Consider the following 14,562-nt stretch of genomic DNA (forward strand, 5'->3'; position numbering starts at 1 on the left):
GTAATCGTGGCAGAACGGAGAAAAGAACAGAAGCCCCGAATTGTTGTTATCGGCGGAGGTACAGGGCTGTCGGTCATGCTGCGTGGATTGAAAGAGAAGCCGCTTGATATAACGGCCATCGTAACGGTGGCCGATGATGGCGGAAGCTCCGGTATTCTGCGAAATGAACTGCAGATGCCGCCTCCGGGCGATATCCGCAACGTGTTGATTGCCCTTGCCGACGTCGAGCCGCTTCTCTCCGATTTGCTGCAGTATCGGTTTAATTCCGGAAACGGCCTTGCGGGTCATAGCTTAGGCAACTTGATGCTTGCGGCAATGACCGACATCTCCGGTGATTTTGTGTCCGGCGTTCGAATGCTCAGTAAAGTGCTTGCGGTTCGCGGACGTGTACTGCCTGCTGCAGGTGAAGCCATTGTGCTGAAGGCGGAGACGGTGGACGGCACGATCATTACAGGCGAGTCGAACATTCCGAAGGCAGGCAAAGCGATTAAGCGGGTCTTTATTGAGCCGCCAGATGTCGAGCCTCTGGAAGAAGCCGTGGAGGCAATCCGTGAAGCCGATGCAATCCTGATCGGTCCGGGCAGTCTCTATACGAGCATTATCCCGAATTTGCTGGTGCCTAAGCTGGCTCAAGCAATCGTGGATTCCAATGCAGTGAAGATGTTTGTATGTAACGTAATGACGCAGCCGGGAGAAACGGATAATTATTCGGTAAGCGACCATTTGGCTGCTGTACATGCGCATATCGGTCATCATCTGTTCGATTATGTCATCGTTAACGACGGTGAAATACCTGAGCAGGTGCAAAATAAGTACGCCGAACGAGGTGCAAAAGCTGTACATCTTGATCTCGAAGAAGTGAAGCGGCGCGGCTATGAAGTTATTGCAGACCGGCTCGTACTGTTTCGCACGTATTTGCGTCATGATGCAGCTAGGTTAAGTCATCATATTTATCAGCTTGTGGAAAACTGGATGGAACGAAAGAGGTGAGTTACATTGTCTTTTGCGGGACAAACCAAAAAAGAATTGACGCTCATCGAAGCCGATCCGTGCTGTGAGAAGGCGGAGCTCTCTGCATTGATTCGAATGAACGGCTCGGTTTCGTTGTCGAGTCGAAAGGTAATACTCGATATATCGACGGAAAACGCGGCGATTGCAAGACGGATCTATTCCCTCATCAAGAAGCAGTTCGCTGTTCATACGGAGCTGCTGGTTCGCAAGAAGATGAGATTGAAGAAGAATAACGTCTATATCGTGCGGATTCCGACCAACGTGCAAGAGATATTGAGTAACCTCAAAATTGTCTCCGAGGGCTTCATGTTTAACCAGGGCATCGACAGGGACATTATTCGCAAGTCATGCTGCAAACGTTCCTACTTACGCGGCGCGTTCCTGGCCGGGGGTTCCGTAAATAACCCGGAAGGATCGTCCTACCACCTGGAGATAGCCACCATGTATGAAGAGCACTGTCAAGCGCTCGTGGAGCTGGCGAATAAGTTTGAACTGAACGCCCGCTGCATTGAACGTAAGAAAGGATTCATCTTCTACATGAAAGAGGGCGAGAAAATTATCGAGCTCCTCAGCATCATCGGTGCCCATCAAGCGCTCTTCAAATTCGAGGATGTACGCATCATGCGTGATATGCGTAACTCTGTCAACCGAATCGTCAATTGCGAGACGGCGAATTTGAACAAAACGATTGGTGCGGCCGTGAGGCAGATCGATAATATTAAGCTGCTCGAGCGTGAGGTGGGGCTGGATACACTGCCAGATAAGCTTCGCGAGGTGGCCAATATACGGCTGTTGCATCCGGATTTGAATTTAACGGAAGTCGGCGAGATGCTCAAGGGCAAGGTGAGCAAGTCCGGTGTAAACCACCGTTTGCGCAAAATCGACGAGTTAGCCGAAAAATTAAGGAACGGTTAGGCAGAAGGCTAGTGTAGACTTTAGAAAAGTGATATAATAGCGAATAAAATGACTTGGTGCAAATGATCGCAAGATTGAATTTCGTATAGGGGGTAAGGTTTCCATGACAAGGCATCCGGTTGTCGTTCGACTGAAGACAGGTCTTCATGCAAGACCGGCCGCACTTTTTGTTCAGGAAGCGAACAAGTTTTCTTCCGAGGTGTTCGTAGAGAAAGACGATAAAAAAGTGAACGCTAAATCGATTATGGGTATTATGAGTCTTGCTATCAGCTCAGGTACTGAGGTTACAATAAGCGCGGAAGGTTCCGACGCCGATCAAGCTGTAACCGCTTTAGTCAACCTGGTTAGCAAGGAAGAGCTTGAAAACCAATAATCAGACATAAACGCATCGAAGAAGCTCCCTATTGGGGGTTTTTTCTATTTAATGGGCAATTATTGGCTGCATTGCCGCAACAAACGATTGGAGAACAGCGTCTGAGTAGATAGAACCAAATATGGAGATTGAAGGGGGCTGAACGTGATGGTGAAGTTGCAATCCAAATGGCTGATGGTACCAGTACTGGCACTTGCGGTAGGCGTAGGGGCAATGTTTGGGGCAAGCGGTCATGGCAGCAATGAGGTGTATGCGGTGGATAATGGGGTCATGGTACAGAAGAGCACGATTACAGTAGCGGGCACTGGTAAGCTGGAGGCGGCACCGGATGTGGCATATCTTAGCGTAGCGGTAGAAGCGCGCGCGGCTACGGCGAAGGAAGCACAGTCGAAGAATGCGACACAGTTCGCAGGCTTGAAGAAAGTGTTGTTCGACACGTACAAGATGAATGCGAAGGATGTCAAGACGGTAGGATTCTACGTGCAGGCGGAATATGAATACAACAGCAAAGACGGCACAAGCAAAATCAAAGGCTATCTGTCCGTGCACAACATCCAAATTACAACACGTGATTTAGATGGCATCGGCAAATTGCTGGATGATCTGTCGGCTAATGGCGCTAACCGGGTAGACGGTGTTCAGTTCAATACCGAGAAGCAAGAGCAATATGAGATTCAAGCGCTTGAGAAAGCAATGGCTAACGCCAAAGTGAAAGCAACTGCACTTGCGAAGGCGGCTGGCAAACAAGTGAAGGAAGTCATCAGCATCTCGCAGAATGGCATGAGCAGCGGACCCATCTACTACGGCCGGGATCAAATGGCTCCGGAAGCAGCGGGTATGGCTGATAAAGCGGAAACGAGTGTGCAAACCGGGGTAATTAATGTATCTGCGGATGTTACAGTCGTATATGAAATGCAATAATACGACGGCGGTATACTAGCGAAAAAATAAGGCAGACCACTCTCCATAATGGAGAAGGGTCTGCCTTATATGATGATCTGGACGACATGAGTTAGGCTAATGATTTCCGCTCATCAGCAGTGGACAAACCACGTTGCTCAATAGCGTGCTCAATCAGCGCAATAAACTCTTCGGATAAACGCATCGCTCTAGCTTCATGATACACTTCAATTAAATGAGTATCGCTAAGTGGACGCAACAGGAGAGACTTGTCCTGCATAGGCAAGAAGAGATTCTGATTATCTGTTTCAGTTGTGGCATGCTGAAAGTTAGGTTCATACGATGGCGTGTAGGAAGTGAAGACGCTGCCAGAATCACTGGATCGAATGAAATTTCGCACGCTTGCGAATGGGTTCGTAAGTTTCATGCGTGTGCAACTCCGTTTATATTAGATTTCCGAAACATGTCCTAAGTGACGGTGGATATGGAATCATTTAGTACATCTTATCATGATTTGATGGAGCAGTCCCTTCCCATTCAGCGCTTCAAATTGTCATTGACATAATCAATTAACTATGGTAATCGATTGAAGGCAGATAAAAAAGAGCGTTAATCCCGCAAAGGATTAACGCTCTCTTCTGTTTCTTATCCGCAATGGCTATTGGCTTACAATTTCTCGATAACCTTATCAACGAGGCCGTAAGCTGCTGCTTCTGCAGCGGACATGAAGTAATCGCGGTCGGTATCGCGCTCGATCTTCTCAAGCGTTTGGCCGGTATTCTCCACTAGAATCCGGTTCAGCGTATCGCGCGTTTTCAAGATGTGCTTCGCACGGATCTCGATATCGCTTGCTTGACCTTGTGCTCCGCCAAGCGGCTGATGAATCATGACTTCACTGTTAGGAAGCGCGTAACGTTTGCCTTTAGCGCCGGCTGACAGCAAGAATGCGCCCATCGAAGCGGCCATACCCACGCAAATGGTGGAAACAGACGGTTTAATGAAATTCATCGTATCGAAAATGGCGAGACCTGCAGAGACCGAACCGCCAGGGCTGTTAATGTAAAGCGAGATGTCCTTATCCGGATCGTCGGCTGCAAGGAACAATAGCTGCGCGATAATGGAGTTAGCCACCATATCGTTGACTGGCGTGCCTAGGAATACAATTCGATCCTTCAGCAAACGGGAGTAAATGTCGTATGCGCGTTCGCCGCGGTTGTTCGATTCGATAACCATTGGTACGAAACTCATCGTAAGTCCCTCCTCTAGAACATTCATATAGTGGTGAAACGCAGATGCAGCAATCGGAGTGGTATGATCACCCTTGATTATTGAACTGCTAATAAATTCATCATAACGGATTGTGAATTAAAAGTCAAAGATGGTCAAATTGTCTGTAAACAAGCTAAACAGGCAGAAATGAAGGTTACATTCGAGTAGAAATGGAGATGCTGTTGGAGGTGAGCTTCTGCCTGAAACATGAAGAAGGACCCTCCGATAAATCGGAAGGTCCTTCATTATGAGACATTCATTATAGTTATTATGGCGCGCCCGCGAGGAATTGAACCTCGATCTCAGGCTCCGGAGGCCTACGTCATATCCATTGGACCACGGGCGCAAAGTGACAGCGAAGATAAGTATATGTGATTGAGGAAAGAAAAGCAAGGCTGCTAGAGAAATTAATTTTGTGCAAATCGTGACAGTAAACGGTTTCATTAGGCAAACTGATCTTGCCCCTGACTTCAGTTTGGGTTACAATAGCTGTGGGACTTAAAAAGAGCATATGGGACGAAACGCGTCCCTGTGATTGTCCTAAGAGATATGAAAGCCTCTCTCTGCAACAGGAGTTGATGTTGGAAGATGCAATCTCTCATCGAAATACAGCAGCAGCTTCTGCCAGACTTACTAATCGTCATGAGGAAAAGGTATCTTATTCTCCGTCAGGTCATGCTCTCGGATATGATCGGTCGGCGCACGTTAGCGGCTTCACTCGATATGACAGAGCGGGTGCTGCGCGCAGAAACGGATTTTCTCAAAGCACAGGAGCTTCTCCTCATTGATGCTGCAGGGATGCGGATCAGTGATGCCGGTAAACGGCTGCTTGAGGATATGGAGCCTTTCTACAAAGCGATGTTCGGATTGTCGGAGCTGGAAGAGAGAATTCGCAAGCATTTTGGTTTAAAGCAAGTTGTTATCGTCTCCGGTGATTCCGATGCTTCCCCTCATACTAAGCGGGAGTTGGGACGAGCAGGATGCGCAGTACTGAGCAGAGCGATGAAGAACGACGATGTCATTGCCGTAACAGGCGGATCGACATTAGCTCAAGTTGCCAATCAACTGACTGTGCAGACACCGCTCAAAGGCAATTGGTTCGTACCGGCGCGTGGCGGACTTGGCGAAAGCTTGGACTACCAAGCCAATACGATTGTTTCGACAATGGCTAAGCGAACAGGTGCGCAATACCGGATGCTTCATGTACCGGACCACTTGGGCGAAGAAGCGTACACCTCCTTGATGCAGGAACCGAACGTGAGGGAGATTGTGGAAGTTATTCGCAAAGCCCGCATCGTCGTTCATGGGATCGGGGACGCTATGGTAATGGCTCGTCGCAGACGCGTGGATGCGGCAGTCGTCGATGCACTCAAGGCTGAAGGAGCGCTTGCTGAATCATTCGGGTACTATTTTGACCGGAGCGGTTCTGTCGTTCATAAGATGCTCACTGCAGGTCTTCGAATCGAAGACATTATGGAAACTGAGGTTGTCATTGCGATTGCAGGCGGCCGCAGTAAAGGTGAAGCGATCGCAGCTGTAATGCGCTTTGGACATGATGATGTACTCGTCACCGACGAGGCAGCTGCCCTTGAAATTGCAGCGATCATCGATCAGGAACAGTAAGTGTTGTGATCTTGACGAGTGGACTGCCGGAAACCGGTGTCCAACGCCTCGTCTTGAGATAAATGAAATTATGCCTAGGAGGAAACTAAAATGGTAAAAGTTGGTATTAACGGATTTGGTCGTATCGGCCGTAACGTGTTCCGCGCAGCATTGAACAACCCGAATGTACAAGTGGTGGCTGTTAACGATTTGACAGACACAAACACACTGGCTCACTTGCTTAAATATGACACTACTCATGGTAAGCTGGAAGCTACTGTAGAAGCTAAAGAAGGCGCGCTGATCGTAAATGGCCGTGAAATCAAGGTTTTTGCTGAACGTAACCCTGAGAACCTTCCATGGGCTTCTGTAGGCGCAGAAATCGTTGTTGAATCCACTGGTATTTTCACAGCGAAAGACAAAGCTGAGCTTCACTTGAAAGGCGGCGCGAAGAAAGTAATCATCTCCGCTCCAGCTACTAACGAAGATATCACTATCGTAATGGGCGTTAACGAAGATAAATACGATGCTTCCGCTCACACAATCATCTCCAACGCTTCTTGCACAACGAACTGCCTTGCACCATTCGCTAAAGTAATCAACGACAAGTTCGGTATCGTAAAAGGTATGATGACTACTATTCACTCGTACACTAACGATCAATCCGTATTGGACGTTCCACATAAAGACCTGCGCCGTGCTCGCGCTGCTGCAGAAAACATCATTCCTTCTTCCACAGGCGCTGCTAAAGCAGTATCCCTTGTACTGCCTGAGTTGAAAGGCAAATTGAACGGTATGGCTATGCGTGTTCCTACGCCTAACGTTTCCGTAACTGACTTGGTTGCTGAATTGAAAGTTAACGTAACTGTTGACGAAGTAAACGCAGCATTGAAAGATGCAGCTGAAACTTCCCTTAAAGGCATCATGAACTACTCCGATGAGCCGCTTGTATCGAGCGACTACAACAGCGACCCGGCTTCTTCCACAATCGACGCTTTGTCGACTATGGTTGTTGAAGGTAACATGGTTAAAATCATTTCTTGGTACGACAACGAGTGGGGCTACTCCAACCGTGTAGTTGACCTTGCTGCTTACATCGCTTCTAAGGGTCTGTAAGAACCCTTTAATTCCTAGGACGATCCCCCTAAGTCCCCCTTGAAAAGGGGGATTCCAAGGGTTCCCCTCTGGACACCCAATAACCGTCGAAGGAGCTGCTTGTGGCAGCTCCTTCGCGATAGTTTGCGGATGCTCGCCATACGAACTTCGTGATACGCCGCATGGCGCATCACGGGATCGTAAGCTTTCATGCGGCGCTCCCTAGTTCAGAGTTCAAGAGTTTTTAATGCATCTGCGGCTCCCTTCAGGGGATCCGGATGCTTCTTTTTATTAGCGGTTGCCCGTTGCAACCTGCAACGCCGGTTTCCCTGCGGGAAACTAGAGCGAAACATATAGATATAAACCCGCACAGACTGCGGGATGGATAGCAAGTGGAGAATTTAAATATACTTAAGACCTTTATCATGGGGTTCCCGGGAGGATTTCACTAATGAACAAGAAGAGTGTGCGTGACGTTGAAGTAGCCGGTAAACGTGTATTTGTTCGTGTGGATTTTAACGTACCAATGGAGAACGGTGCGATTACGGATGATACGCGTATTCGCGAGACGCTGCCTACCATCAAGTATCTGATCGAGAACGGTGCGAAAGTGATTTTGGCGAGCCACCTGGGACGTCCAAAAGGTCAAGTCGTTGAAGGCATGCGTTTAACTGAAGCCGGCATTCGTTTGTCGCAATTGCTTGGCAAGCCGGTTGTCAAAACAGACGAAGCCGTTGGTGAATCTGTTAAAGCGCAAGTGGCTGCTCTTAAAGAAGGCGACGTGCTGTTGCTTGAGAACGTTCGTTTCTACGAGGGTGAAGAGAAGAATGATCCGGAATTGGCGAAGCAATTTGCCGAGCTGGCGGATCTGTTCGTCAATGATGCTTTCGGCGCTGCTCACCGCGCTCATGCATCGACTGAAGGTATCGCACACTATTTGCCGGCTGTATCCGGTCTTCTGATGGAGAAAGAGCTTGACGTGCTTGGTCGCGCGCTCCTGAAACCAGAACGTCCATTCACGGCGATTGTCGGCGGATCCAAGGTTAAAGATAAAATCGACGTTATCAACAAAATGATCGAAATCGCAGATAACATCATCATCGGCGGCGGTCTTTCCTATACGTTCTTCAAAGCGCAAGGCCATGAAATCGGCCAATCGCTCTGCGACAACTCCAAGCTTGATCTGGCGCTTGAGTTTATCGAGAAAGCCAAATCGATGGGCAAGCAGTTCCTGCTGCCGGTTGATATCGTCATTACGGACGAGTTCAGCGCGAAAGCAAACACGCAAATCGTTGATGTTGACGGCATCCCTGCTGAATGGGAAGGCATCGACATCGGTCCGAAAACACGTGAGCTGTATGCAGATGTAATCAAGAATTCCAAGCTGGTTGTATGGAACGGACCGATGGGCGTATTTGAAATCGAGCCATTCTCGCACGGTACTCGTGCAGTTGCAGCGGCTTGTGCAGATACAGATGCTTACACGATTATCGGCGGCGGCGATTCCGCGGCTGCTGCAGAGAAGTTCGGTCTTGCTGATAAGATGGACCACATCTCCACTGGCGGCGGCGCTTCGTTGGAATTCATGGAAGGCAAGGCGCTTCCGGGCGTCGTTGCACTGAACGATAAGTAAGGGATAAGGGGCGAATAACGATGCGTAAACCAATTATTGCAGGCAACTGGAAAATGTTCAAAACGGTTTCTGAAGCGACTGCATTCTTCGCAGACGTTAAAGGCAAAGCAGAGGTTGACGGTGTTGAAACAGTCATCTGCGCGCCATTCACAACACTGCCTGCGCTTGTAGAAGCGGCTAAAGGCACAGCGATCGCAATCGGTGCGCAAAATGTCCACTTCGAGGACAACGGTGCGTTCACGGGCGAAATCAGCGGCGTTATGCTGAAAGACCTTGGCGTTCAATATGTAATCATCGGTCACTCGGAGCGCCGCGCATATTTTGCGGAATCCGATGAGATTGTAAATAAGAAAGTCCATGCTGCATTCAAGCACGGTCTCACGCCGATCGTATGTGTTGGCGAGAAGCTGGAAGAACGCGAAGCAGAGCAAACCAAATCGGTTTGTAAAGTGCAAACCGAAGCAGCTTTCCAAGGTTTGTCCGCAGCACAAGCGGCAGAAGTTGTCGTTGCTTATGAGCCTATCTGGGCAATCGGCACAGGCAAATCTTCGACTTCCGCTGATGCAGAAGACGTGATTGCATTCATCCGCGATGTTATCGTGGGATTGTACGATGCAGCAACGGCTGATGCAGTTCGCATTCAATACGGCGGCAGCGTGAAACCGAACAACGTAAGCGAATATTTGGGTCAATCCAATATCGACGGCGCATTGGTTGGCGGTGCAAGCTTAGAGCCTGCATCCTTCATCGCACTTGTCGAGGGGGCGAAGTAAGATGACAGCTCCGGTTGCACTCATTATTTTGGACGGATTCGGTTTGCGCAACGATGTTACCGGCAATGCGGTTGCACAAGCGAACAAACCGAACTACGACCGCTACTGGAATACCTACCCGCATACGACATTAACGGCGTGCGGAGAGGCAGTAGGCTTGCCGGAAGGTCAAATGGGCAACTCCGAAGTTGGCCATTTGAACATCGGCGCAGGCCGTGTCGTCTATCAAGACCTGACTCGCATCAGCAAGTCGATCCGCGACGGTGAGTTCTTCGACAACGAGACGTTGATGGGTGCCATCCGTCACGTGAAGGAGAGTGGCAAGAAGCTGCATTTGTACGGCCTGCTGTCTGACGGCGGCGTACACAGCCATATCGCGCACTTGTTCGCCCTGCTTGAGCTTGCGAAGAAGGAAGAAGTCGAGGAAGTGTACATTCATGCGTTCTTGGACGGCCGCGACGTGTCGCCGGACAGCGCAAAAGGATACCTCGAGCAACTTACAGCTAAGATCGAAGAAATCGGAGTAGGCAAAATTGCGACTGTTCAAGGCCGCTACTACGCGATGGATCGCGACAAACGTTGGGAGCGTACCGAGAAATCGTACCGTGCAATGGTTTATGGAGATGGACCGCAATATACAGATCCAATTAAAGCTGTTGTGGAATCCTACGAGAAATCGGTTTATGACGAGTTCGTCATGCCGACTGTTATCGTCAAAGAAGACGGCAGCCCGGTAGGTGTGGTGGAATCCGAAGATGCGGTTATTTTCTTCAACTTCCGTCCTGACCGTGCCATTCAGCTGTCGCAAGTGTTTACAAACAGCGACTTCCGCGGTTTCGACCGTGGACCGAAAGCGCCGGAGAATCTGTACTTTGTCTGCTTGACACTGTTCAGTGAAACCGTTGGCGGCTTCGTTGCGTATAAGCCGAAGAACCTCGACAACACGCTGGGTGAAGTGCTCGTGCAGAATGGGAAGCGTCAGCTTCGCATCGCCGAGACGGAGAAATACCCGCATGTTACGTTCTTCTTCAGCGGTGGTCGCGACGCAGAGCTTCCTGGCGAGACACGTATTCTGATTCCTTCTCCGAAGGTAGCCACTTACGATCTTCAGCCGGAAATGAGCGCGTACGAAGTAGCAGCTGCAGCTGTGAAAGAAATCGAAGCAGATCGTCAAGATGTCATCATCTTGAACTTCGCGAATCCGGATATGGTGGGTCACTCCGGTATGCTGGAGCCGACGATCAAAGCGGTTGAAGCAACGGATGAGTGTCTGGGGCAAGTCGTGGAAGCGGTGCTGGCTAAAGGCGGCGTATGTCTGATTACGGCTGACCACGGCAATGCTGATATGGTGATCGATGAGAATGGTCGTCCGTTCACGGCCCATACGACAAATCCGGTTCCATTCATCGTCACCAAACAGGTTGGACCTCTTCGTGAAGGCGGCGTCCTCGCGGATATCGCACCGACGATTCTATCTCTTGCAGGTCTCTCGAAGCCGGAAGAGATGACAGGAACACCTCTGGTGCAAGGCTAAGAACGACAATGGTAAATTGCCTAGGCAGGTTTACTATATTCATTCATGCGTTTAATGATTAATGACGATAATCTAGGTAAAGAATCAATCAAAATTAAAGGAGTGTTTACGAACATGTCTATCATTACTGACGTTTATGCACGCGAAGTACTTGATTCCCGCGGTAACCCTACTGTTGAAGTTGAGGTTATGCTGGAGTCCGGCGGCAAAGGCCGCGCAATCGTTCCATCCGGTGCTTCCACAGGCGCTTACGAGGCTGTTGAGCTTCGTGACGGCGACAAATCCCGTTACCTGGGTAAAGGTGTTCTGACGGCTGTCGAGAACGTAAACACAATCATCGCTCCTGAAATCATCGGTTTGGATTCGCTTGATCAAGTGCTGATCGACCGTAAAATGATCCAGCTTGATGGCACGCACAACAAAGGCAAATTGGGTGCAAATGCAATTCTTGCCGTATCCATGGCTTGTGCACGTGCAGCAGCTGACGCGCTTGATGTACCTCTTTACACATACCTAGGTGGATTCAACGCGAAAACACTTCCGGTTCCAATGATGAACATCGTTAACGGCGGCGAGCACGCTGATAACAACATCGACGTTCAAGAGTTTATGGTTCTGCCGGTTGGCGCAGAAAGCTTCAAAGAAGCTCTTCGCATCGGTACTGAAATCTTCCACAACCTGAAATCGGTTCTGAAAGATAAAGGCCTGAACACAGCTGTAGGCGACGAAGGCGGTTTCGCACCGAACCTTGGTTCCAACGAAGAAGCCATCACTACAATCATCTCCGCTATCGAGCGCGCAGGCTACAAGCCGGGCGTTGACGTATTCCTCGGTATGGACGTGGCTTCCACTGAGTTCTACAAAGATGGCAAATACCACCTTGAAGGCGAAGGCCGTTCGTTCACTTCCGCTGAGTTCGTGGACCTGCTTGCTTCGTGGGTTGAGAAGTACCCGATCATCACAATCGAAGACGGCTGCTCCGAAGACGACTGGGAAGGTTGGAAATTGCTCACTGACAAATTGGGCGGTAAAGTCCAACTCGTTGGTGATGACCTGTTCGTAACCAACACAGAGCGTTTGTCCGACGGTATCGACAAAGGTGTAGGTAACTCCATCTTGGTTAAAGTAAACCAAATCGGTTCCCTGACTGAAACATTCGATGCGATCGAAATGGCAAAACGCGCCGGCTACACAGCTGTAATTTCCCACCGTTCCGGCGAGTCCGAAGACAGCACAATTGCAGACATCGCAGTGGCGACAAACGCAGGCCAAATCAAAACAGGCGCTCCGTCCCGTACGGACCGCGTTGCAAAATACAACCAATTGCTTCGCATCGAAGATCAATTGGGTTCCACAGCTCAATACGCAGGCAAAAGCGCGTTTTACAACCTGAAAAACTTTAAATAAGTTTCGAGGGAAAAACGGTTGAAGCCAAAATGGCATAAGAGTGTCCCAAAAGGTGAGGTAGTTTAAGCCTAGGCATTCGCTATAATTAGGGAGAGATAACAAGGCGCAAGACTTGTTGCTCTCCCTTTTTGCATGGAAAGAGCAGGAAGGGCAGAACAAAAAACTATAGAGCTATGAGGTGGAAGCATTGGCTAAACCGGTTGTAGGCTTACAGTTGTATACGCTTCGTGATCAAACGGAGAAGGATTTCATCGGAACGATTCGCAAGGTAGCTGAAATGGGCTACAAAGCAGTAGAATTTGCAGGTTACTTCAATACGCCTGCGAAGGAATTGAAAGCCTTGTTGGACGAGCTTGGCTTGCAAGCTCCATCGGCGCATGTCGGTCTAAACTTCGGTGAGCCTGAGAAAATCGAAGCCGACCTGGCAAAGCAAATTGAATATGCTAAAGAAATCGGTCTTCAATATATCGTGACACCATGGGCTCCGCTGCCTGAGAACCCGACGGTGGAAGATGTGAACAAACTGGCAGACATTCTGGCTGCAGCCGGTAAGCAAGTATCGGAAGCGGGACTTATCTACGGCTATCATAATCATGATTTTGAATTCAAGCTGGTTGACGGTAAACCGGTTATCGATCTGCTTCTGGAGAAAGTGCCTGCAGAATACCTCATTGCCGAATTTGATTTCGGCTGGGTACACATGGGCGGACAAAACCCGGTTGAGTATGCAAACCGTTATGCGGGCCGTTTGCCTTTGGCGCACTTTAAAGATTTTGGCCAAGGTCGCAGCGACACCGAGGTGGGCAAAGGAATCGTGAATTTGAAAGGCGTCTTGGACGTAGCGGAGCAATCCGGAATTCAATACATCTTCGTGGAACAAGAGCAGTTCGTTTCTTCGTCGCTGGAGAGCGCGAAGATTAGCCTTGATTTCTTCCGCGAGAACGACTACCTATAATCGTTAAGTATAGAAAGGCTCTGCGTTCCCGGCTTGGGATTGCGGAGCCTTTTTTGCATGCTGCATGCTGCCAGTGCTAGATAAAGCGAGAATGCTTGCGGAATTGACCTGGAGGTACGCCGGTCTGTTGTTTAAACCATTTGGTAAAGTTGTGAATGGAACCGACCTGAAGCTCATCGGCGATGGCGAGGATCGAGTGCTCGGAATGGGCTAGCAGCTCCTTGGCTAGCAGCAATTTGCGACTCATGAAATAATCATAGGGGGTCGTTCCCATCTGTGCGCGGAAGAGTCTTGCCATATGATCAGGGTGGTAGGAGCTCCACTGTCCAAGCCAGTTATGGTCATAACGTTCGCGAGCGTGCTCGTCGCATTTGGCTGCGATCGCGCTAATGATAGGAGTTAGGGGCTGCTGCTTGCTGGACTTGCGAAGCTCATCTTGCTTAATGGCAGCAAGCAGTTCTAGCAGAAGTCCGCGAAGGAGCGGAGCTGTATAGGCTCGCGATTCGGCACTGTAGCATTCGGCCAGACGTGCAAAGCGAGGCTCGAACCGATCCACAGACAGCTGCCGCATATCTTGGAATTGGAGACAATCATCCGGAAGATCTGCGCTTCCGACCAGCATTCTATTATCTTGCGTAGTGTCTTGCGCCGGGTCGAATTTGGCGGTATCGCGAATCTTAATCCCTGAGCTTCTCTCTAAGGGGTTATGTTCTTCCCAGCTGAAGTGCAAGCCGTATAAGAGAAACGGAGCTGCCTCATCGGCGATGAAGTGATGCACCGTATCGGGGCCGTAGTAGAACAAGCAGCCGGGGAGAGCGCTGTAAGACTCGCCTTGAATGAAAGCCGTTCCGTGACCGGCGGCAACGAAAATAAACTGATGCTCATCGATAACCCTTGGACCGAACGAGAAGCCCGGCAGACACTGCAGTTTATTGGCATACCAAACGGCAGGCTGCAGCGATTGCCAGCTAATGGTTGGCGCGGGACCGTTGGACAAGTTGAGTGCCCCCTCTTGTGAATCAGAATGTCGCTCAGAGTTAAAAATCCGTCGGATGCAAATAAATACACCGCTTTCATCTAAGCATATAATGGATT

General features: G+C 49.5%; 14 protein-coding genes and 1 tRNA gene. 11 read left to right on the forward strand and 4 right to left on the reverse strand.

Going from position 1 to position 14,562, the window contains the following annotated elements:
• Window positions 1–3: 3 nt before the first annotated feature.
• The 4 genes from AC0YN4_RS31135 to AC0YN4_RS31150 all read left to right on the forward strand — a co-directional run bounded on the left by AC0YN4_RS31135 (window position 4) and on the right by AC0YN4_RS31150 (window position 3,220).
• Window positions 4–990 carry a gluconeogenesis factor YvcK family protein gene (locus AC0YN4_RS31135; protein ID WP_475784722.1) on the forward strand — a complete coding sequence of 329 codons (987 nt, stop codon included), beginning with the start codon at window positions 4–6 and terminating at the stop codon, window positions 988–990.
• 6 nt (window positions 991–996) lie between these two features.
• Window positions 997–1,926, forward strand: a complete 930-nt coding sequence (whiA, locus tag AC0YN4_RS31140; RefSeq protein ID WP_475784697.1) for a DNA-binding protein WhiA — start codon at window positions 997–999, stop codon at window positions 1,924–1,926.
• 103 nt (window positions 1,927–2,029) lie between these two features.
• Window positions 2,030–2,299 (forward strand): HPr family phosphocarrier protein, encoded by a 270-nt coding sequence (locus tag AC0YN4_RS31145; protein ID WP_090583454.1) that lies wholly within the window; start codon window positions 2,030–2,032, stop codon window positions 2,297–2,299.
• A 147-nt stretch (window positions 2,300–2,446) separates the two neighbouring features.
• Window positions 2,447–3,220 (forward strand): SIMPL domain-containing protein, encoded by a 774-nt coding sequence (locus AC0YN4_RS31150; protein WP_475784723.1) that lies wholly within the window; start codon window positions 2,447–2,449, stop codon window positions 3,218–3,220.
• Window positions 3,221–3,311: 91 nt separating this feature from the next.
• On the opposite strand, the gene sda is transcribed toward AC0YN4_RS31150, so the two are convergent.
• The 3 genes from sda to AC0YN4_RS31165 all read right to left on the reverse strand — a co-directional run bounded on the left by sda (window position 3,312) and on the right by AC0YN4_RS31165 (window position 4,814).
• Window positions 3,312–3,626 (reverse strand): sporulation histidine kinase inhibitor Sda, encoded by a 315-nt coding sequence (gene sda / locus AC0YN4_RS31155; protein ID WP_475784698.1) that lies wholly within the window; start codon window positions 3,624–3,626, stop codon window positions 3,312–3,314.
• Window positions 3,627–3,865: 239 nt separating this feature from the next.
• On the reverse strand, window positions 3,866–4,447 hold the full coding sequence (gene clpP / locus AC0YN4_RS31160; RefSeq protein WP_475784699.1) for an ATP-dependent Clp endopeptidase proteolytic subunit ClpP: 582 nt from the start codon (window positions 4,445–4,447) through the stop codon (window positions 3,866–3,868).
• 292 nt (window positions 4,448–4,739) lie between these two features.
• Window positions 4,740–4,814: transfer RNA gene (locus AC0YN4_RS31165), tRNA-Arg, on the reverse strand.
• A 242-nt stretch (window positions 4,815–5,056) separates the two neighbouring features.
• On the opposite strand from AC0YN4_RS31165, the gene AC0YN4_RS31170 reads away from it, so the two are divergent.
• The 7 genes from AC0YN4_RS31170 to AC0YN4_RS31200 all read left to right on the forward strand — a co-directional run bounded on the left by AC0YN4_RS31170 (window position 5,057) and on the right by AC0YN4_RS31200 (window position 13,467).
• Window positions 5,057–6,091: a sugar-binding transcriptional regulator gene (locus tag AC0YN4_RS31170; RefSeq protein WP_475784700.1), complete on the forward strand. Its 1,035-nt coding sequence runs from the start codon at window positions 5,057–5,059 to the stop codon at window positions 6,089–6,091.
• A gap of 90 nt (window positions 6,092–6,181) precedes the next feature.
• Window positions 6,182–7,186 (forward strand): type I glyceraldehyde-3-phosphate dehydrogenase, encoded by a 1,005-nt coding sequence (gene gap / locus AC0YN4_RS31175; RefSeq protein WP_475784701.1) that lies wholly within the window; start codon window positions 6,182–6,184, stop codon window positions 7,184–7,186.
• A 430-nt stretch (window positions 7,187–7,616) separates the two neighbouring features.
• Window positions 7,617–8,798: a phosphoglycerate kinase gene (locus AC0YN4_RS31180; RefSeq protein ID WP_475784702.1), complete on the forward strand. Its 1,182-nt coding sequence runs from the start codon at window positions 7,617–7,619 to the stop codon at window positions 8,796–8,798.
• Between the two features lie 20 nt (window positions 8,799–8,818).
• Window positions 8,819–9,571, forward strand: a complete 753-nt coding sequence (gene tpiA, locus AC0YN4_RS31185) for a triose-phosphate isomerase (protein ID WP_475784703.1) — start codon at window positions 8,819–8,821, stop codon at window positions 9,569–9,571.
• Window position 9,572: 1 nt separating this feature from the next.
• Window positions 9,573–11,105 (forward strand): 2,3-bisphosphoglycerate-independent phosphoglycerate mutase, encoded by a 1,533-nt coding sequence (gene gpmI / locus AC0YN4_RS31190; protein ID WP_475784704.1) that lies wholly within the window; start codon window positions 9,573–9,575, stop codon window positions 11,103–11,105.
• 114 nt (window positions 11,106–11,219) lie between these two features.
• On the forward strand, window positions 11,220–12,512 hold the full coding sequence (gene eno / locus AC0YN4_RS31195; RefSeq protein WP_091225610.1) for a phosphopyruvate hydratase: 1,293 nt from the start codon (window positions 11,220–11,222) through the stop codon (window positions 12,510–12,512).
• A 178-nt stretch (window positions 12,513–12,690) separates the two neighbouring features.
• Entirely contained in the window at window positions 12,691–13,467 is a 777-nt protein-coding gene (locus tag AC0YN4_RS31200; RefSeq protein WP_475837576.1) for a sugar phosphate isomerase/epimerase family protein, read from the forward strand.
• A 76-nt stretch (window positions 13,468–13,543) separates the two neighbouring features.
• On the opposite strand, the gene AC0YN4_RS31205 is transcribed toward AC0YN4_RS31200, so the two are convergent.
• Window positions 13,544–14,464, reverse strand: coding sequence for a helix-turn-helix domain-containing protein (locus AC0YN4_RS31205; protein ID WP_475784706.1), 921 nt, complete (start codon window positions 14,462–14,464; stop codon window positions 13,544–13,546).
• Between the last annotated feature and the right edge of the window lie 98 nt (window positions 14,465–14,562).

The sequence above is a fragment of the Paenibacillus sp. J22R3 genome (assembly GCF_056269305.1).

What these genes read in the sequence shown, in the direction of transcription:
- AC0YN4_RS31145 (WP_090583454.1), top strand. Translation starts at nt 2,030, where the DNA reads ATGACAAGGCATCCGGTTGTCGTTCGACTGAAGACAGGTCTTCATGCA.
- AC0YN4_RS31150 (WP_475784723.1), top strand. Translation starts at nt 2,447, where the DNA reads ATGGTGAAGTTGCAATCCAAATGGCTGATGGTACCAGTACTGGCACTT.
- sda (WP_475784698.1), bottom strand. Translation starts at nt 3,626, where the DNA reads ATGAAACTTACGAACCCATTCGCAAGCGTGCGAAATTTCATTCGATCC.
- clpP (WP_475784699.1), bottom strand. Translation starts at nt 4,447, where the DNA reads ATGAGTTTCGTACCAATGGTTATCGAATCGAACAACCGCGGCGAACGC.
- AC0YN4_RS31170 (WP_475784700.1), top strand. Translation starts at nt 5,057, where the DNA reads ATGCAATCTCTCATCGAAATACAGCAGCAGCTTCTGCCAGACTTACTA.
- gap (WP_475784701.1), top strand. Translation starts at nt 6,182, where the DNA reads ATGGTAAAAGTTGGTATTAACGGATTTGGTCGTATCGGCCGTAACGTG.
- AC0YN4_RS31180 (WP_475784702.1), top strand. Translation starts at nt 7,617, where the DNA reads ATGAACAAGAAGAGTGTGCGTGACGTTGAAGTAGCCGGTAAACGTGTA.
- tpiA (WP_475784703.1), top strand. Translation starts at nt 8,819, where the DNA reads ATGCGTAAACCAATTATTGCAGGCAACTGGAAAATGTTCAAAACGGTT.
- gpmI (WP_475784704.1), top strand. Translation starts at nt 9,573, where the DNA reads ATGACAGCTCCGGTTGCACTCATTATTTTGGACGGATTCGGTTTGCGC.
- eno (WP_091225610.1), top strand. Translation starts at nt 11,220, where the DNA reads ATGTCTATCATTACTGACGTTTATGCACGCGAAGTACTTGATTCCCGC.